Origin of the sequence: Rahnella sp. R3(2024), assembly GCF_042920125.1 — a bacterium.
Classification (GTDB): domain Bacteria; phylum Pseudomonadota; class Gammaproteobacteria; order Enterobacterales; family Enterobacteriaceae; genus Rahnella; species Rahnella rivi.
The window spans coordinates 3,325,375-3,344,855 of sequence record NZ_JBHGBU010000001.1 but is presented as its reverse complement, the minus strand read 5'-3'; the positions used below and the strand labels follow the sequence as shown (position 1 = coordinate 3,344,855).

The 19,481-nt window shown below is 54.4% G+C and carries 13 protein-coding genes; 10 read left to right on the top strand and 3 right to left on the bottom strand.

Annotation, left to right across the window (positions count from 1 at the left end):
* The first annotated feature begins 106 nt into the window (after window positions 1-106).
* The 5 genes from ABSH60_RS15005 to ABSH60_RS14985 all read left to right on the top strand — a co-directional run bounded on the left by ABSH60_RS15005 (window position 107) and on the right by ABSH60_RS14985 (window position 9,791).
* A complete protein-coding gene (locus ABSH60_RS15005; protein WP_056771250.1) occupies window positions 107-883 on the top strand; it encodes an SDR family oxidoreductase in 777 nt (258 codons plus the stop codon).
* 87 nt (window positions 884-970) lie between these two features.
* Entirely contained in the window at window positions 971-1,828 is an 858-nt protein-coding gene (locus tag ABSH60_RS15000) for a co-chaperone YbbN (RefSeq protein WP_136374687.1), read from the top strand.
* A 330-nt stretch (window positions 1,829-2,158) separates the two neighbouring features.
* The gene (locus ABSH60_RS14995) at window positions 2,159-8,176 is read left to right on the top strand and encodes a S6 family peptidase (RefSeq protein WP_390974608.1); all 6,018 of its coding nucleotides are present in this window, start codon (window positions 2,159-2,161) and stop codon (window positions 8,174-8,176) included.
* A gap of 239 nt (window positions 8,177-8,415) precedes the next feature.
* The gene (locus tag ABSH60_RS14990; protein WP_056771239.1) at window positions 8,416-9,336 is read left to right on the top strand and encodes an SPFH domain-containing protein; all 921 of its coding nucleotides are present in this window, start codon (window positions 8,416-8,418) and stop codon (window positions 9,334-9,336) included.
* Window positions 9,336-9,791, top strand: coding sequence for an NfeD family protein (locus ABSH60_RS14985; RefSeq protein WP_056771236.1), 456 nt, complete (start codon window positions 9,336-9,338; stop codon window positions 9,789-9,791). The genes ABSH60_RS14990 and ABSH60_RS14985 overlap by 1 nt, the downstream gene beginning before the upstream one ends.
* On the opposite strand, the gene cueR is transcribed toward ABSH60_RS14985, so the two are convergent.
* The 3 genes from cueR to ABSH60_RS14970 all read right to left on the bottom strand — a co-directional run bounded on the left by cueR (window position 9,788) and on the right by ABSH60_RS14970 (window position 11,939).
* Window positions 9,788-10,189 carry a Cu(I)-responsive transcriptional regulator gene (gene cueR / locus ABSH60_RS14980; RefSeq protein ID WP_056771234.1) on the bottom strand — a complete coding sequence of 134 codons (402 nt, stop codon included), beginning with the start codon at window positions 10,187-10,189 and terminating at the stop codon, window positions 9,788-9,790. The genes ABSH60_RS14985 and cueR overlap by 4 nt on opposite strands.
* Window positions 10,190-10,261: 72 nt before the next feature.
* Window positions 10,262-11,047 carry an ABC transporter permease subunit gene (locus ABSH60_RS14975; protein WP_390974605.1) on the bottom strand — a complete coding sequence of 262 codons (786 nt, stop codon included), beginning with the start codon at window positions 11,045-11,047 and terminating at the stop codon, window positions 10,262-10,264.
* Window positions 11,019-11,939 carry an extracellular solute-binding protein gene (locus ABSH60_RS14970; protein ID WP_390974604.1) on the bottom strand — a complete coding sequence of 307 codons (921 nt, stop codon included), beginning with the start codon at window positions 11,937-11,939 and terminating at the stop codon, window positions 11,019-11,021. Before ABSH60_RS14970 ends, ABSH60_RS14975 begins: the two co-directional genes overlap by 29 nt.
* Before the next feature lie 184 nt (window positions 11,940-12,123).
* On the opposite strand from ABSH60_RS14970, the gene copA reads away from it, so the two are divergent.
* The 5 genes from copA (at window position 12,124) to ybaL (ending at window position 19,419) form a co-directional block, all read left to right on the top strand.
* Window positions 12,124-14,631, top strand: a complete 2,508-nt coding sequence (gene copA, locus ABSH60_RS14965) for a copper-exporting P-type ATPase CopA (protein ID WP_390974602.1) — start codon at window positions 12,124-12,126, stop codon at window positions 14,629-14,631.
* 77 nt (window positions 14,632-14,708) lie between these two features.
* Window positions 14,709-15,509 carry a TraB/GumN family protein gene (locus ABSH60_RS14960; RefSeq protein WP_056771223.1) on the top strand — a complete coding sequence of 267 codons (801 nt, stop codon included), beginning with the start codon at window positions 14,709-14,711 and terminating at the stop codon, window positions 15,507-15,509.
* Window positions 15,510-15,757: 248 nt separating this feature from the next.
* Complete coding sequence (gene ybaK, locus ABSH60_RS14955) at window positions 15,758-16,237, top strand: Cys-tRNA(Pro)/Cys-tRNA(Cys) deacylase YbaK (protein ID WP_390974599.1); 480 nt, start codon at window positions 15,758-15,760, stop codon at window positions 16,235-16,237.
* Between the two features lie 42 nt (window positions 16,238-16,279).
* A complete protein-coding gene (locus ABSH60_RS14950) occupies window positions 16,280-17,497 on the top strand; it encodes an MFS transporter (RefSeq protein ID WP_056771217.1) in 1,218 nt (405 codons plus the stop codon).
* 230 nt (window positions 17,498-17,727) lie between these two features.
* Window positions 17,728-19,419 carry a YbaL family putative K(+) efflux transporter gene (gene ybaL / locus ABSH60_RS14945; RefSeq protein ID WP_056771213.1) on the top strand — a complete coding sequence of 564 codons (1,692 nt, stop codon included), beginning with the start codon at window positions 17,728-17,730 and terminating at the stop codon, window positions 19,417-19,419.
* Window positions 19,420-19,481: the final 62 nt, after the last annotated feature.

The window sequence follows — 19,481 nt, the reverse complement described above, 5'->3', positions numbered from 1 at the left end:
AATAAAATAATACCGGGACGTGAGTAAAACCAGGACGTTACCTTTTTCACCCGACTCCCTAGTAAATCACAGCCATAAAAAATAGGGACACCTCACAGGTAAAGTTATGCAAAAAGCAGTATTAATCACCGGTTGTTCCAGCGGTATCGGGCTGGTGGCTGCACAAGATTTGCGCAGCCGTGGTTACCGGGTGCTGGCTGCATGCCGGAAACCGCAGGATATCGACACACTTCAGCAGATGGGTTTTGAAACCATACCGCTGGATCTTGATGATGAAGAGAGCGTCATACACGCCGCTGCGCAGGTGATCGCGTTGACCGGCAACCGCCTGTATGGCCTGTTCAACAATGCCGGATATGGCGTTTACGGCCCGCTGAACAGCATCAGCCGCGCGCAGTTCGAGAAACAATTCTCCACCAACCTGTTCGGCACACATCAGCTGACTCAACTTTTGTTGCCCGCCATGCTGCCGCACGGCGAAGGCCGCATTATTCAGACCAGTTCGGTGATGGGGCTGATTACCACGCCCCGCCGTGGCGTTTATGCCGCCAGTAAATTCGCGCTGGAAGCCTGGTCCGACACGCTGCGCATGGAGCTGCACGGCACGGGCATTCAGGTCAGCCTGATTGAACCCGGCCCGCTCAGCAGCAATTTCACCGCCAACGTCAGTCAGTCACAAGCTGACCAGCCGGTAGAAAATCCGGGCATCGCCCGTCGTTTTACGCTCAAGCCGGAGGCAGTTTTACCCAAACTGCACCATGCTTTGGAGAACCCGCGTGCGCGCCTGCGTTATCCGGTGACCCTGGTCGCCCATGCTCTGACGGTGCTCAAACGCCTGTTGCCCGGCCGGTTGCTGGATAAAATATTGCGCGGAAACAGCTAAGTAAAAGCGCCGGGGGGTTGAAGCAGTAAGAGTCGCCCCCATCTCATTTTTAACGCTTTAAACGCCTTAGTCAGAGAGAACGAATTCATGCTTGCACAACCTACGATTATTGATATTGACGAAACAAACCTGCAACAGGCACTGGAGCAATCCATGTCTGTGCCGGTGATGTTCTATTTCTGGTCAGAACGCAGTCAGCATTGCCTGCAACTCGGGCCGATTCTCGACAAACTGGCGGTGGAATATGCCGGTCAGCTGATTCTGGCGAAGGTCGATTGCGATGTGCAGCAAATGGTCGCTCAGCAGTTTGGTCTGCGTTCGATTCCGGCGGTTTACCTGTTTAAAGACGGTCAGCCAGTCGATGGTTTCCAGGGCCCGCAGCCTGAAGAGGTGATCCGCGAACTGCTGCAAAAAGTGCTGCCGAAAGAAGAAGAGCTGAAGCTGGCTCAGGCACAGGAACTGTTGCAGGCAGGCAATGCGGCCGAAGCCCTGCCGCTGCTCAAAGAGGCCTGGCAGCTGAGCAATCAGCGCAGTGATATCGGCCTCTTGCTGGCCGAAACGCACATTCATCTCAACCGTAGTGATGACGCTGAGGCCGTACTGGCCACCATTCCGTTGCAGGACAAAGATTCCCGCTATCAGGGGCTGGTCGCGCAGATTGAGCTGCTCAAACAGGCAGCGGATACCCCTGAGATTCAGCAACTTCAGCAGGAGCTGTCGCAGGATCCTGATAATGCAGAGCTCATTGTTAAACTCAGCCTGCAACTGCATCAGGTTGGCCGTAACGAAGAAGCGCTGGAACTGCTGATGGCGCCGCTGAAGAAAGATTTAGCCGCGGCTAACGGCGCGGCGCGTAAAACGCTGATGGATATCCTGGCCGCACTTGGCACCGGTGATGCCCTGGCTGCGAAATATCGACGTCAGTTATATTCCTTGCTTTACTGATTCATCAGAATTTTAATTTAAAAATGCCGGCCTTGCGCCGGCTTTTTTATTTCCACATATTAAGAAGAAGTTACATAACCCATCACAATAGAAAATATATTCAGCGCATTCAATTTGATATGTGAATGTATTTATTTTCTCTTAAAGAAGAATACATCCTTACAATCACGTGATATTCTCGCCGCCCTAAAAACATCGAAGGCAGATGTTATTCGCAAAATAATTAAACGATCAACGCAGAACCTGAAAATAATTATCAGCAAAAACAATTCAATAAAACCGTTATTATCCATCGAGCATGAGTAATATTATTTACATGGAGTTTTTTATATGAAGTTTAAAAAGGGATTGATTTCTTCAATATTATTCATGGGGCAAATTAGTGATGCGTCAGCTGCCTTAATGCGCGATGATATCAATGTTCAGGTTTACCGGGATTACGCGGAGAACCGTGGCGTATTTTTCCCCGGCGCCGTCAACGTTCCGGTCTATCATATTGACGGTTCCATGAGTGGTACGCTTAACGTTATCCCTGATTTCAGTTCGAATGCTGATGGCGGTTTTTCAACGCTCATCTCTGCACAGGTCGCCCCCTCTGCTGTCCATGTTGGTTATACGGACAATCTCACTTTCGGCAAACGATTCCAGCAATTAGATGCCACCCTTTTCAGCGGTGCAGAGAAAGCCGAAAGCTACACCTTAATGAACGAGGTGACCAAACGCGCTTATGATGTTGAGACAACTGACGATTATAAAATTACACGTCTGCGCACCCTCGTGACCGATGCGGCCCCTTCAGAATTATTTACCGATACGTCGCAAATAAAACAAGGACTTGTTATTGCCCGTGTGGGTGGCGGGACTTTTGCCGTTGCTCTGGACAAAAATACGATTCAGGATCTGGGTTATGGGCCAATGGCAGGCGGCACAAACATCATAGAAACCGTGAGCCTTAATGGCCAGGTATACAACCTAAGAATAACGCTGACAGAAGCGCAGAAGACCGCTCTTGATGTCGGCACTCTGGGCGGTGACAGTGGCAGTGGCGTATGGGGATGGGATACAAAATCTCAGAGCTGGAAATTGGTGGCGATCAACTCGGCTGGCGGCGGAACGAAAGGCTACGGAAAGACGAGTTTTTTCAGGACAGCCCCGCAATGGACGCTGGACACCATGGAAAGCTTTAACGATGCGGCGATTAGCACGTTAAATAGCTCGGATATTATTTACGCAGGCGCACAAGACAGTAAAAGTGGCGAAGGTTATTTGACGCTCAATGGTAACGATATTCTTTACCACGGAATACGCACAGATATCGCCGCTTCCGCATTGGTCAATAATGACTTCAAAAGTAACAAGAACCTTATATTTGGTGGCGCGGGCGGCACTATCCAGCTCACGGAAAAAAACCTGAATTTAGGCGCGGGATCGATAACCTTTAATTCCGATTACATTCTTTCCGACGGCGGCGATAATAACCGCCGGTTAAACAGCGCGGGCTATATTATCAACGCGGGTGCGGTCGTCACCAGTTTACTTACCGGCGGCGTCGGCGATATCTGGCGTAAAATTGGCGATGGCACGCTGATTATTGCCGGTAACGGGAATAATCAGGCCGGATTAAATGTTGGCGACGGCCTGACTATTCTGCAACGCGTGGGCGGTTCCGCGCTGAAAACCCTGCATATCGGCAGCGGACGGGCTATCGTCCGACTGGGGGCCGCCGATCAGCTGGTGGGGACGCAGGTTGGCTTCGGCACGCGCGGCGGGATCCTTGATCTCTACGGTCAGTCGCTGAGCTGGAATGACATTATCCATATGGACAACGGCGCGACCATTGCCGCCACCAAATCCGGCGCGCAGTCCACCTTCACCTTCACCGGCAGCGGACCAAAAACGTTCCTCGGGAACTTCATCGACGGCGGCTCACTGAGCGACGGGCTGCTGCATCTGGTGTATGCGCCAGCGACGAAAGATTCTTCCTGGACACTGAAAGGCTATATCGATACACGCGGCGGAATGGATATCACCTCCGGTAATCTGGCGGTTCAGGGCGCGCTGACGCTGCATGCCGGTGGATATATCGATCCGACCCAGTATGAGAAAGCCAGCTTTGATCTGGGCGACAGCCTGGTCAATCTTACTGATGCCAGTTTCACCGTAGCCCGCAACGCCACGGCACGCGGACGTTTTGTGCTTGATGATAAATCGACTCTGATCGTCGATTCCCGTGGTGAGACGAGCAGCGATGCTCAGGGCGTGCTTGAAGGCGCTTATTTAGATGGCAGCGTGAATTTAACCACCAAAAACTCAACCCTGCGCGTCACGCCTGATGACAAATTCAGGGTACAAATCAACGCCGATTTAAGCGGGCAAGGCCGGATTATCAAAGAAGGTGCAGGCACTCTTTTCCTCACCGGCATCAATGCGCTCACCGGAAGCAGCCTGATTTCAGAAGGCCGCGTGATCGTCAACACTCTCGCCAGCCTGGGTACACAGCGTGACGGCTGGACCATCGAAAAAACCGGCGTGCTCGATGCAGGCAACAACGCCGGCAGCATTGCTTCCATTTTAAACACCATTTCTGCCGCATCCCGCGGCGTGCTGGCGCTGAGCGGTTCAATCACCTCTGCCGCTGATATGAAGAGCCTGAAGGATGAGTTGTATATCGGCAGCAGCGGCTATTTGTCGCTGGGTACTTTCGGGCAAAACCTGACTGCGGGCGCTGATACATTCTATCTGGGCGGCGGTGATGGCGAAGTCGGCATCAAAGGCAACCTCACAACGGGAGACTCGCTGTTCCTCGGGAACGGGGAAAGCAGCGGCATTGTTCGTATAGAAAGTCACAACGCCAACTGGGTGGGCGACATTGATTTGCGGCGCGGAATTACCCTTATCGGTGATTTTGATGATTCCCTCGGCAATGGCACCCTGAGCGTGGGTTACGGCGCGACCGCCACTTCGAAATTTATCTCAAATATCTCCCAGGATTCTGCCGGGATGATCAACATCGATCAGGCGCAACGTTTTGGTTACGACCTCAGCAATTTCCAGCGGTTAGCGCTGGGTGCGCTGGCAGGCGAGACGCTGACGATCGACCAGCCGCTGATTGCCGCCCAAAACGGCTATTACTTCTCAGGTACCGGTAATGTGCTGGTAAACAGCGCTCTGGATAAAAACAGCGATCTCAGCATTGATGCGCAAGATAACCAGGGCGGTATTATCACCCTCAACCATGCCTCTGATCTGGAAAGCATGGTCAACGTGCGCGGTTTTAACGCCAGCAATATAGCTTCAGCCAAAAGTGACATGACCCTGAAAATGGGCGTTGATGAGGCGATTGGCGGCAAAGCACACGTAATGTTAGAAGATGGCGGCGTTCTCGATCTGAACGGCCATACTGCTTCCCTGAATATTGAGAAAAGCAGCACTCTGTCAAAAATTACTTCCTCGCAAACTCAAAGCGATTCCACACTGAATCTTCTGGTTAATTCAGATACCACACTGAACAGTTCCATTTCCGGTTCCCATATTCACCTGAACAAAATGGGGCTCGGTACGCTCATTGTGGCCGGGGAAAATACCTTCAGCGGAGAGACGTTGTTAACCGCCGGGAAAACGCGGCTCAATGGCAGCCATGCCTTTGGTCTGAAGACGAATGCCGTGACCATCGCGAAAGATGCAGTGCTCGATTTGTATGGCCACAGTATTGAAAACACCCTAACCCTGAATTCTGGCAGTTTGCTCAATACGCACTCCGGAGCTGTCAGCATTGGGGGGATTAACCTTCAAAATGACAGTGCGATGACCCTCTACGGGACATCGGACAGAGCAACCATTGGCTCTTACCGGCTAAACGGCCATCACCTTACTGTCAATAATACGCTGACGAGGTTAGACGCATCCGCTTTTGATGACGGCGATATCACGTTCAATAAAAGTAAACTGGAATGGAACGCTAACAACAGTCTGCTAAGTCATAGCACCGGCTCCTTCACGGTCGGAAACGGAACCACCCTCGAGTTGCGAGATGTGGATCAAACATCCGGGCCTTCAAAAACACTGGTACTCGATGGCGGTATCATCGCTTCAGGCACGAACGGCAATGGTGGCGGAGGCGGTGCAAAACTTCGTAGTGAGATTAATGTCGCCACCAGCGGAACGTTAGTGGGAAACAACACCGCATTTAACATTATGTTCCGCATTTTTGGCTCACTGACGGGCAAAGGGATACTCACTATTGCGGGCAGTCATTCCGTAGGGTTACTTGGCGATACATCGGCCTTTACCGGAAAAATTTATATACAAAACAAGAGTACTTTACGTCTGTTGCCGGAAATGGACACCTCATTATCAGCCAGCATGGAGAGTCAGGGGGCTGGGAAGATTATTAAAGAAGGAACCCGAAAACTCACATTAAGCGGTAACAATCATCTCTATATGAATGAACTGGAGATTAAAGCCGGCGATTTGGTATTCACGAATGCCGACTCCTTAACCGGTGGCAAAATTAAAATGACCGGCGGGAACCTGGGGTTCGCCAGCGATGAAAACCTGATCCTCAATAACGCCATCAGCGGCACATCCGGCAGCCTCGTTAAACAAGGCACGGGCAGCGTCGTTCTCAATGCGGTGAATACGTTCAACCAAAAAACAGTGGTTGAAGACGGCACGCTGGTGGTGGGTGATGCCCTGCATGCCAGCGCGCAGTTAGCCGGAAATATAGAGGTTAATCCTTTCGGCACATTGCAGGGTTACGGTACGGTTGGCGGAAATGTCTCCAACAGCGGCCTTGTACGCCCGGCGGGTGCAGGGAACACCTTCAACGTTAAAGGCAAATACACCCAGACGGCGGATGCGACGTTGTTCATCGATATCGATCCCCTGCTGGGTGCTTCAAAACTTGCCGTTACGGGGATGGCAGAACTTGCCGGACACGTGCAAACGCTCTTCGCACCAGGCACATACACTGAACAGGCGTATGAAATTCTGACCGCCGCGGGCGGCGTCACCGGTGTGTTTGCCGATAACCTTCAGGTGGGCAACGACGTGATGAGTCAGTCGCTGACTTATGCGGCCAACGGCGTGACCCTGACGACAGTGGCGAACCCGGTTAATCCTGTTAATCCGGTTAATCCGGTTAATCCTGTTAACCCGGTTAATCCCGTTAATCCTGTTAACCCGGTTAATCCGGTTGATCCGGTTACCCCTGTTAACCCGGTTGATCCTGTAGACCCTGTTAATCCGGTCGACCCGATTGACCCCGCTGATCCGGTTATCCCTGTCGATCCGATTGACCCTATTGACCCCGCTGATCCGGTTATCCCTGCCGATCCGACTGATGATGTTACGCCGCAGCCAAGGTTTGTCGTGCGTCCGTCAAATATTCACGCCTACGACCCGCAACTGATGGCTATCGGTTTGCAGAAATCCACGCAATGGAGCCTACACCAGGTGGACTGGGCATTAAATCCGTTCGTTAAATCGGGCTGCGATATGTCCGGGCAATGCTTCAGTGACGATGCGATGTGGATTATGCCGCACACCAGCAAGGGTTCCGGCAGTTCCGGCCTGAGTGCGGATATTAATGGCATTTCTATCGGCGGATATATTGAGAGTCACGCCACACGCGTGGGCGTCTCTGTCGATTACTCGGATTATGACCTCTCATCCGACGGCGCCTCATCTTCTGCCAGTCGCTACGCCGTGAATGTGTTTGCATCCGAAAAATTAAGTGACATCGTGCTGTCCGGCTCGCTGGGATATACGCACTCCCCTACCGATACCACACGTCAGGTCACCCGCAGCGGCATCTCTCTGGGCGAAGGTAAAAGCTCAGTGTCCGCCGAGGCGATAACCACGGCCCTCAGCGCCAGCTTACCGCTGACGTTGGGTGACATGAGCATCGTTCCTCAAATCGGCATAGAAGGCCTGAACGTTTATTATTCTGGCTTTGATGAAAGCATGTCAGCGAATAATGAAATGTTCGATTCAGTCATCGGCAAGATGAAAGTTCGCGGTGACGCCGATCGCTACACCAGCGTGCAGCCGAACATCGGCGTCAGCGTTTCCAACACCTATGTTGTTGCGGGCAAAGAAGTCACTCCGAATCTGAACCTGACCTACCGAAGGGAATTGATGAATGACAACGACAGTCAGGTCTACAGCAATGACGGCACGCCATTCACTGTTTCCGGCAATACGTTAGGCCGTGATATTGCGGAGTATTCCGCTGGCGTTGAGGTGAAACTCACACCGAATCTGCGGGCAACGCTCAGTTACACCGGCAGCCATCAGCAGGGATATCAGTATCAGGAAGGCATGGCTCAGGTGAAATACAGTTTCTGATGACAGAGGAAGCAGAAATTCACCCTGCTTTATGACATCAGCACTCCTCAAAGGCCGCCGATTTTTCGCGGCCTTTTCATTATGTTCATTCACAGCGATCTTCTTTATTAATACGAAGCCTTATTGAATTGTGCGACAATTCGCCATGCGCCTGACCGTCTGGTGAGTGCGCCAGGGAGATATTTTATCGGGATGTTCCAGCCGGAATATTCAGGACTCAATTTACAGGAGTTTCATCTATGTTTGATCTCATTCCCATTCCAATCCTTATCCTGATCGTCCTTGCCGTGCTGGTGGTTTTTGCCGGCATCAAAATCGTGCCGCAGGGCTACCAGTGGACCGTCGAACGTTTCGGGCGTTACACCAAAACGTTGATGCCGGGGCTGAACCTGGTGGTGCCTTTCGTTGATCGCGTTGGTCGCCGGATCAACATGATGGAACAGGTACTGGATATTCCGTCTCAGGAAGTGATTTCCCGCGATAACGCCAATGTCGCCATCGACGCCGTCTGCTTTATTCAGGTGATCGACCCCGCGCGCGCAGCCTATGAAGTCAGCAACCTGGAGCAGGCCATTGTGAACCTCACAATGACAAACTTCCGTACCGTACTTGGCTCAATGGAACTCGATGAGATGCTGTCACAACGCGACAACATCAACGCACGTTTGCTGCATATCGTCGATGAAGCGACTAATCCGTGGGGCGTGAAAATTACCCGCATCGAAATTCGCGACGTGCGTCCACCGGCAGAGCTTATTTCTGCCATGAACGCGCAGATGAAAGCCGAACGTACGAAACGCGCCGATATTCTTGAAGCTGAAGGTGTGCGCCAGTCGGCGATCCTGCGGGCTGAAGGTGAAAAACAGTCGCAGATCCTCAAAGCGGAAGGTGAGCGGCAGTCAGCGTTCCTGCAGGCCGAAGCCCGTGAGCGTGCGGCAGAAGCCGAAGCCCAGGCGACCAAAATGGTGTCAGAAGCCATCGCTGCCGGCAGCGTCCATGCCATCAATTACTTTGTGGCACAGAAATACACCGACGCACTGACAAAAATCGGTTCTGCCAACAACAGCAAAGTGATCATGATGCCGCTGGATGCCAGCAGCCTGATGGGCTCGATTGGTGGTATCGCTGAATTACTGAAAGAATCAAAAGGCGAAAAATAATGCTGCAAAACCTGATGGCGACGCCGCATCTGTTCTGGCTGTCGCTCGGCGGTCTGTTACTGGCGGCTGAGCTGGTCGGGGCGAGCGGTTATTTACTGTGGAGCGGAGTGGCAGCCGCGCTGGTAGGGTTAATCACCTGGATCCTGCCCCTGCCGTGGGAATGGCAAGGTGTGGCTTTTGCACTGCTCACCGTTATCGCAGCCTGGCTGTGGTGGAAATGGCTCAACCAGCGCATGGATAAAAACAGTGCCAATGCTTCATTAAACCAGCGCGGGCAGCAGATGGTCGGTACCTTTGCCACCGTCATTGAGCCTGCGGAGAATCACTTCACCCGTGTAAAAGTCGGTGACAGCAGCTGGCGCGCGGTGTGTACTTCGCCGCTCAACGTCGGTGACGAAGTGATGATCACCGGCGTGGAAGGCGCGACGCTGCGCGTGGAGCCTCACCGCCGTTAACGGGTGTGGCAGCAGCCGCTGAGGTTGTCGATGATCGGGCAACTGGCGCCGTCGTCACCCGGACAGGATTCCGCCAGCGTCAGCAGACGCTGGCGCATCACGTTCAGTTCTTCAATGTGCCGCGCAATATCTGCGGCCTTTTCCAGCGTCCTCGCTTTCACATCCGCACTGTGCCGCTCCGGATTATGAAATAACGCGATCAACTCCTGACACTCATCCAGCGTGAACCCGACCTGTCGCGCCTGTCGCAGCAGCGTCAGCTCTTCAATGTGTTTTTGCGCATAGCGGCGATAGCCGTTGTCACCACGCATCGGCGCGGTCACCAGCCCCTTCTCTTCGTAAAAACGAATCGCTTTGCTGGTCAGCCCGGTTTTTTTTGCCACATCACTGATATTCATTTCGCCTCCACGACGTGCTGGTTTTTGCGCAACAGGTCACCATCATACGCCTGGTATGCCCATTCGCAGAAATCAGCGGTGATGAATGGCCTGTTTTTTAGTGCGCAGAAGCAGCCACATTGGCAGCGGCAAGGTGACAATCAGCAGGATCCACAACAGGGAATAGACCGACGTCACGCCGTCGTTTTGCAGGTTGATAAACATTTTGACCGGAATGCCCTGCGGGAAATAGCAGAACACCATCACGATGCCAAACTCCCCGATGGCACGCACCCAGGCTATCGCCACGCCAGCGGCAATTCCGCGTGAGGCCAGCGGCAATGTCAGGCGAACCAAAACCTGAAACGGTGAGGCACCGAGCGTATTCCCGGCTTCTTCGACATCTTTCGGCACGGCTTCCAGCGCACTTCTGGCGGATAAAATGAAATAGGGTAACGCGCCATAAATCTGCGCCAACACAAAGGCTGGCGCATTATTATTGAGGGTCAAGCCGATGGCAGACAGTATTTCACCCACCGAGCCGTAAGGTCCGTACACCGACACCAGCAAAATCCCCATCGCCAGCGGCGGCGTCAGCAGCGGGATCAACACCAGCATTTCCACCAGAACACGCCAGCGCGATGCAGTTTTTGCCAGCCAGTAAGCCACCGGAAGTCCGAGCAGAATAATCAGCCCTACCGACACCAGACTGAGCCCGAGAGACACCGCCACCGCGTGCCTGTCGCCGTAAGCCAGATGAAAATCCGACCACGGCGTCAGGAACAACAGTGTAATAAACGGCACCAGCAGCAACGCCAGCGCGGGAACCGCCAGACCTGACGTGCGCAACTTAGAGGTTTCCGCCTTTCGGTTTGTCATAGCCATTTTGTTTAAACAGCTGCTGCGCCTCCGCGCTTTGCAGGTAGCGGATGAACTCTTTGGCCAGTTCAGGGTGCGGGGCGTTGTTCAGCACCACGGCGTAGAAGACCAGCGGTTGCGTGCTCAGGGTTTTCTCTTTTCCGGTCGCGTCTATCACGTTGAAAGTGACCTTGCTGTACCAGTCTTTCGACATCTGCGGATTACTGAGGTTAATTTCATCCGGCAATTTGATGTACGGCAAGTGAGCAGAAACAGTGGCACTTTCGTAACCTGAGGCCGCATCAACCTGCCCTGCTTCCAGGCGGGTCAGTAATCCGCCTTCACCGGAAATCTGTTTAGGATTTTGCACATCCCCCAGCACTGCTTTTTCCAGCCCCGGTTGTTTGTAATAATTTTCCGCCAGCATCAGGGTGAAAATGATGTTCTGCCCCTGCGGATCGCTGACCGGGTCGGTACGACCGAATTGCAGCCCCGGCGTCTGTAACACTTTCCACCACGGCTCTGCGCCCGCTTTACCGTCTTTAATCGCGGTGAATTTTTCGGCGTATTTGCCTTTCGGATTGTAGGCGATCACCATGCTGGTGCTGGCAACCGGAACAGCCTGCCCGGCAAGCCCGGCTTTTTGCAGGATTTCAACCGGCCCCGGCGTGATAGAAACGAAAACATCCGCCACCACTTTTTTAGACGCCAGCAGATTCGCCATGCCGTAAGCGCCCTGCCCCTGTCCCTGATAATTCACATTTTTTTGCTTTGCAAAATCTGGACCCAGAAATTTATCCATCACCACGCCCATCGAACCGGCGTACGTCACACGAAAATCCTCCGCCGCCTGTGTGGACTGTGCCGCCAGCAAACCGGCCATCAGCAGAAACGTTGTTTGCATCTTTGCCATTGTCTTTCCCTTATTACCCACCGTTATATAGTTAGGTAGATAACGATAATCCATCAGAGAGGGAGATTCCTAAATAAACTGTTAATGAACAAGAACGCGAAAGCGAAAAATGCAGGCTTGACCTTCCCCTTGCTGGAAGGTTTATCCTCTGTCCTTAGTGAAGTTAACCCTGAGGAAATTCATCATGACGACGACCGTATTATCGCTGCAAGGCTTGTCCTGCGGGCACTGCGTGGCTTCAACGCGTAAAGCGCTGGAAGCTGTGGAAGGCACCACTGCCGTTGAAGTCTCTCTGGATAAAGCCATCGTCAAAGGCGATGCCAGCAGCCAGAGCCTGGTCGATGCCGTTGTTAACGCCGGTTATGAAGCGCAGGTTGTGGAGGACGCCTCCCCAAAATCTGAGCCGCTGACCGATAAGGCGAACGTTTTGCCGGAACCCCTGTCAGCGGCGGCGTCATCTGTTCCGGCATCTGATGAAAGCGTGCAGCTTTTACTCAGCGGCATGAGCTGCGCCAGCTGCGTCAGTAAAGTGCAGAAGGCGCTGGAAGGCGTCAGCGGCGTCGAACGGGCGCGGGTCAATCTGGCGGAACGCAGTGCGCTGGTCAGCGGTGACGTTGATCAGGCAGCGCTGATTGCCGCCGTTGAACGCGCAGGTTACGGCGCTGAAATTATTATTGATGAAACCAAACGCCGCGAGCGTCAGCAACAGACCGCGCGCAGCAGCATGATCCGTTTCAGCTGGCAGGCCGCTCTCGGTCTGGCCGCCGGTATTCCACTGATGCTGTGGGGGCTGCTCGGCGGTGAAATGATGGTCACCGACGCCAGCCAGACTGCCTGGTTAATCGTCGGCATTCTGACGCTGGTGATCATGGTTGTCGCGGGCGGGCATTTTTACCGCAGCGCGTGGAACAGCCTGATGCACGGCAGCGCCAATATGGACACGCTGGTATCGCTCGGCACCGGCGCGGCGTGGATATTCTCCTTCGCCGTTTGCCTGTGGCCGGAGGCGTTCCCGATGCAGGCCCGCCACCTTTACTTTGAAGCCAGCGTCATGATTATCGGCCTGATCAATCTCGGCCACGCGCTGGAGCAACGCGGACGCCAGCGTTCGTCTCAGGCGCTTGAACGATTGCTGGATCTCACGCCGCCCACGGCCCGCGTGGTCACCGCGCAGGGGGAAAAAAACCTGCCGCTGGCCGAGGTTCAGCAGGGCATGACGCTGCGCCTGACCACCGGCGATCGTGTGCCGGTTGACGGTGAAATTCAAAGCGGCGAAGCCTGGATGGATGAGGCCATGCTGACCGGTGAACCGGTTCCGCGGCAGAAATCGCAGGGTGAAAAAGTACATGCGGGAACGCTGGTAAAAGATGGCAGCGTGCTGTTTCGCGCTGACGCCATTGGCAGCCAGACCACCCTGTCGCGCATCATCAAACTGGTGCGCGAGGCGCAAAGCAGTAAACCGGAAATCGGCAAACTGGCCGACAAAATCTCTGCCGTTTTCGTGCCTGCGGTGGTGCTGATTGCGCTGTTCAGCGGTGCTATCTGGTATTTCTTTGGCCCTCAGCCACAGCTGATGTATACGCTGGTGATTGTGACCACGGTGCTTATCATCGCCTGCCCTTGCGCACTGGGACTGGCAACGCCGATGTCGATTACTGCGGGTGTGGGCCGCGCGGCGGAATTTGGCGTGCTGGTACGTGATGCCGATGCGCTGCAAAAAGCCAGCACCCTCTCCACGCTGGTTTTCGACAAAACCGGCACGCTGACCGAAGGCCAGCCGAAAGTGACGGATATTCATACGTTTGGTGATATCAGCGAGCCTCAGGCGCTGCGCTTTGCTGCCGCGCTGGAACAGGGATCGCATCACCCGCTGGCGCAGGCCATTGTCGAAAAAGCGCAAGATCAGGCCATTCCCGACGTGCAGAACTTCCGCACGCTCGGCGGTCTGGGTCTGCGGGGTGAAACGGAAGGCAAAACGCTGCTGCTGGGCAATCAGGCGCTGATGCAGGAAAACGGCATTGACGTTCTGGTTACCGACGCGTTGCTCAATGCAATGACCGCGCAAGGCGCAACGCCGGTTCTGCTGGCGGTTGACGGGCACCTCGCTGCGCTGTTCGCCCTGCGCGATCCGCTGCGCGAGGACAGCGTCAGCGCCTTGCAGCGTCTGCATCAGCTCGGTTATCAGCTGGTGATGCTGACCGGCGACAACCCGCGCACCGCGCAGGCTATCGCTGCACAGGCGGGTATCGATACGGTGATTGCCGGTGTGCGGCCGGAAGGCAAAGCTGATGCCATCAAAGCCTTGCAGGCCAAAGGCCAGCAGGTGGCAATGATTGGCGATGGCATTAACGATGCTCCCGCGCTGGCGCAGGCGGACGTCGGCATTGCAATGGGCGGTGGCAGCGATGTGGCTATTGAAACCGCCGCAATTACCCTGATGCGCCCCAGCCTGCACGGCGTTGCCGATGCACTGGCGATGTCTCAGGCCACGCTGCGCAATATGAAACAGAACCTGCTCGGCGCCTTTATCTACAACGTGATTGGGATACCCGTGGCCGCCGGCGTGCTGTATCCGCTGACCGGTACGTTGCTCAGCCCGGTGATTGCGGGCGCGGCGATGGCTCTGTCATCCATCACTGTGGTGGCGAACGCGAACCGACTGTTAAGGTTCACACCGAAAAAACCGGCCTAAAAAACAAGACGTTTCCTCTGTTCGCTCAACCGCTGACGCGTTAGCATGGTCTTTCATTTTTCGGGAGACCATGCGATATGGCGAAGTTTTTCAATCAGGCATTCAGCTGGCTCCGCAGGCTGTTCCCCGTCGAGTATTCCTATCCCGCCCTTGATATTCAGCTTCCCGGCAACCGCTTTTTACATCTGGTGGGCAGCATTCATATGGGCACCCAGGACATGCAGCCTTTGCCCGCGCAGTTATTACGCCGCCTGCAAAAAGCCGATGCGCTGATCGTCGAGGCCGATATCAGTGGCACCGAGTCTCCTTTTGCGATGTCAGGTGAGTTTCCTCCGCTGGCGGAACGCCTTCCTGAATCACACTATCTGCACGTCGAACGCTTATGCGAAGAGCTGGGCGTCTCGATGTGGACGCTGAATCCGCTGCCCTCGTGGCAGGTCGCGCTGATGTTGCAGGCCACTCAGGCTCAGCGCCTCGGGTTACGCGGAAATTACGGCATTGATTATCAGCTTTTGCAAAAAGCCAAACTACAAAACACCCCGGTCATTGAGCTGGAGGGGCCGCAGGAACAGTTCGCGTTGTTGCAGCAACTTCCCGACGACGGTCTGGGGCTTTTGGAAGATACGCTGACGCACTGGCATACCAACGCCCGGCTGCTGCAAACCATGATCAGCTGGTGGCTGGATACCAAACCGGTGATGGCGTTAGATCAGCTGCCGAACACTTTCAGCGGCGATCTTTACGACGTGCTGATGAATCAGCGAAATATTCGCTGGAAGCAACTGCTGCTGGAACTGCCGCCGGGGCATTACGTGGTGGCCGTCGGCGCGCTGCATTTGTATGGTGAGGGGAACCTGCCGGAGCTGCTGAAAGGATAAAAAAATGGCCGGGTTTTAAGGCCGGCCAGTCAAAGAGGAATTTCATTTTATTTTTATAGCTACAGTGCCTGCCCTTGCGGACGCGACACCGGCGGGCACAGGGTAACAACCTGTGTTGGGTCTTGGCAATAACCATTCATTGCACTACTATTTCTCCCTCGCTTAATAATCATACTTTATTGTTAAATTTCATCGAATTGAACTGCCGACGATTTTTCGAACAAAAAAGTAATCAGAGATGAAAGATCATGACCCCAGCGGTACTTCTTCTGGAAAAAAATAAAGTCAGCTTCACTCTTCATTCGTATGAGCACAGCAGCGACGAAACCCACTTCGGCGATGAAGCGGTGAAAAAGCTGGGGCTGGATGCGCGTCAGGTCTACAAAACCCTGCTGGTTTCCCTGAACGGAGACGCTAAAAACCTGGCCGTGGCGGTAACGCCGGTGGCGTCCATGCTGGATCTGAAGAAGGTGGCGAAAGCCCTCGGGGCGAAAAAAGCCGACATGGCGGATCCGGCCATCGCGCAGCGCGTGACCGGTTATCTGGTCGGCGGCATCAGCCCGCTCGGGCAGAAAAAACTGTTGCCGACGGTGATCGACAGTCCGGCGCAGACTTTTTCCACCATTTATGTTTCAGGCGGTAAACGCGGGCTTGATATTGAGCTGGCGGCAGGCGATCTTTGCCGGTTACTGAAAGGCCAGTTTGCTGAGATCGCCAAAGTCGACTGACCCCCGGCCCCCTTCTGCACAGAACATTAAGGTTTACGCGCCATGACCGACAATACGGCAACGCCGGACAGCCCGCAGAAAGACGCAGTCAAAAAGACTGCGTTTTCTATTCTGGCGGCGATCAGCGTTTCTCATCTGCTTAATGACATGATCCAGTCGCTGATCCTCGCGATTTATCCGTTGCTGCAAAATGAGTTTTCGCTCAGCTTCACCCAGATAGGCATGATCACGCTGACCTATCAGATCACGGCTTCTTTGCTGCAACCGCTGATCGGTTATTACACCGATAAACACCCGCAGCCCTACTCCCTGCCCGTCGGCATGGGGTTCACCCTCTCCGGCCTGCTGTTGCTGGCTGTCGCGCAGAGTTTCCCGGTGGTTCTGCTGGCCGCCGCGCTGGTCGGCACCGGCTCCTCGGTTTTCCACCCGGAGTCTTCCCGCGTGGCGCGTATGGCTTCCGGCGGACGTCATGGCCTGGCGCAATCGCTGTTCCAGGTCGGTGGAAATTTCGGGGCTTCCCTGGGGCCGTTGCTGGCGGCGCTGATCATTGCGCCTTACGGTAAAGGCAACGTTGCCTGGTTCTCACTGGCGGCGTTACTGGGCATTGTGGTGTTACTGCAAATCAGCAAGTGGTACCGCCAGCAGAATCAGATCGCCAAAAAGCGCGGGCCGGTGAAAATGAACATCACCGTCCTGCCCCGCAAAACGGTGGCAATGTCGCTGGGCATTCTGCTGATACTGGTATTTTCAAAATATTTCTACCTGACCAGTATCAGCAGTTATTACACCTTCTACCTGATCCATAAATTTGGTGTATCGGTACAAAGTGCTCAGATTCACCTGTTTGTTTTCCTGTTTGCCGTCGCAGCAGGCACCATCATCGGCGGGCCGGTGGGAGATAAGATTGGGCGCAAATACGTCATATGGGCTTCAATTCTCGGCGTCGCGCCATTTACCCTACTTTTGCCACACGCCAACCTGATGTGGACCAGCGTACTGAGCGTGATTATCGGCGTGATCCTCGCCTCGGCGTTTTCGGCGATTCTGGTGTTTGCACAAGAGTTAATGCCAGGAAAAGTCGGTATGGTTTCCGGGCTGTTCTTCGGGCTGGCCTTTGGTATGGGCGGTCTGGGCGCTGCGGTACTGGGGTATGTGGCAGACATCACCAGCATTGAGCTGGTGTATCAGATTTGTGCCTTCCTGCCGTTGCTTGGGATATTCACCGCCTTCCTGCCGAATCTGGAAAATCACCGCGCCTGATAGCCTGCCTTTCGCTGCCGGCAACCCAATTGCCGGCAGCTTCTTACCCCTTCTCCCCTTGAGCTTTGTCGGATAAAACCCATTTAAATCATCCGTTGGGATTTTTTTTGTTGTCTGCGGGGGATTTACTGCAAAAAAGGCCAAAATTCCTCAACGCCGGAACGATTTTTACCATAAACTTAGAAACAATCTGCAACACATTGCTTTGTGCATCACCAGAAGGAGTCTGAATGCATCATTCTACGCCCTTGATTACCACGATTGTCGGTGGCCTGGTACTGGCCTTTCTTTTTGGCATGATCGCCAATCGTTTACGTATTTCTCCTCTGGTTGGCTATCTCGCCGCGGGCGTGCTGGCCGGACCTTTCACACCTGGCTTTGTTGCTGATACCTCTCTTGCTCCCGAACTGGCTGAAATTGGCGTCATTTTGCTGATGTTTGGCGTCGGGTTGCATTTCTCTCTGAAAGATTTACTGGCCGTAAAGGCGATAGCCATTCCCGGCGCTGTAGCGCAAATCGCGGTAGCGACGCTGCTTGGGATGGGGTTATCACACCTTATGGGCTGGGACCTCGCCACCGGGCTGGTGTTCGGGCTCTGCCTGTCTACTGCCAGTACCGTGGTGCTGTTGCGCGCTCTGGAAGAACGGCAACTTATTGAAAGTCAGCGCGGGCAAATCGCCATCGGCTGGCTGATTGTTGAAGATTTAGTGATGGTGCTGACGCTGGTGCTGCTGCCGGCCTTCAGCGGTATGCTGGAAAGTCATCACTCCAGCCCGGTGGAACTGCTGACCGGCCTGGCGGTGACTATCGGTAAAGTGATCGCGTTTATGGTGCTGATGATGGTGGTCGGACGCCGCGTGGTACCGTGGATCCTGGCGAAAACCGCCAGCACCGGTTCACGCGAACTGTTCACGCTGTCGGTTCTGGCGCTGGCGCTGGGTATCGCTTACGGCGCGGTTGAAATCTTTGATGTCTCGTTCGCGCTCGGTGCGTTCTTCGCCGGGATGGTGCTGAACGAATCCGAACTGAGCCAGCGTGCCGCGCACGACACCCTGCCGCTGCGCGACGCTTTTGCGGTGCTGTTCTTCGTGTCGGTGGGCATGTTGTTCGACCCGATGATTCTGGTGCGCGAGCCGCTGACGGTGATCGCAACCCTGGCGATTATCGTATTCGGTAAATCCATCGCCGCCTTCCTGCTGGTGATGATGTTCGGGCACTCCAGACGCACCGCGCTGACCATCTCCGTCAGCCTGGCGCAGATTGGTGAGTTCGCCTTTATTCTTGCCGGCCTTGGGATTTCGCTGGGGCTGCTCTCCGAGCATGGCCGCAATCTGGTGCTGGCGGGGGCCATATTGTCGATAATGTTTAACCCGCTGTTGTTTACGCTGCTGGAAAAATATCTGGCGAAAACAGAAACCATCGAAGATCAGAGCGTCGAAGAAGCGGTGGAAGACGAGAAGCAAATCCCGTTCGATTTGTGCAATCACGCGCTGCTGGTCGGCTATGGCCGCGTCGGCAGCCTGCTCGGTGAGAAACTTCAGGCCGCCGGTATTCCGCTGGTGGTGATTGAAAACTCCCGCCCGCGCGTTGAAGCGCTGCGCGAACAAGGTATCAGTACGGTGCTGGGCAACGCGGCCAATCAGGAAATCATGGATCTGGCGCGTCTCGACTGCGCGCGCTGGCTGCTGGTGACCATTCCTAACGGTTACGAAGCCGGAGAAATTGTCGCTTCCGCCCGCACCAAACGGCCAAATATCGAAATTATTGCCCGCGCGCATTACGATGACGAAGTGACCTACATTCTCGAACGCGGCGCCGATCGCGTGGTGATGGGCGAACGTGAGATCGCCAACAGCATGCTGGGTATGCTGCAAATCGACATCATGACCGAAGACGAGAAACGGCCATTTTGTCCGGTGTGATGACGCCTTAACAACGTAATGAATCAGGGGTGCAGTCCTGCGGCTGCACCCTTTTTATTGCC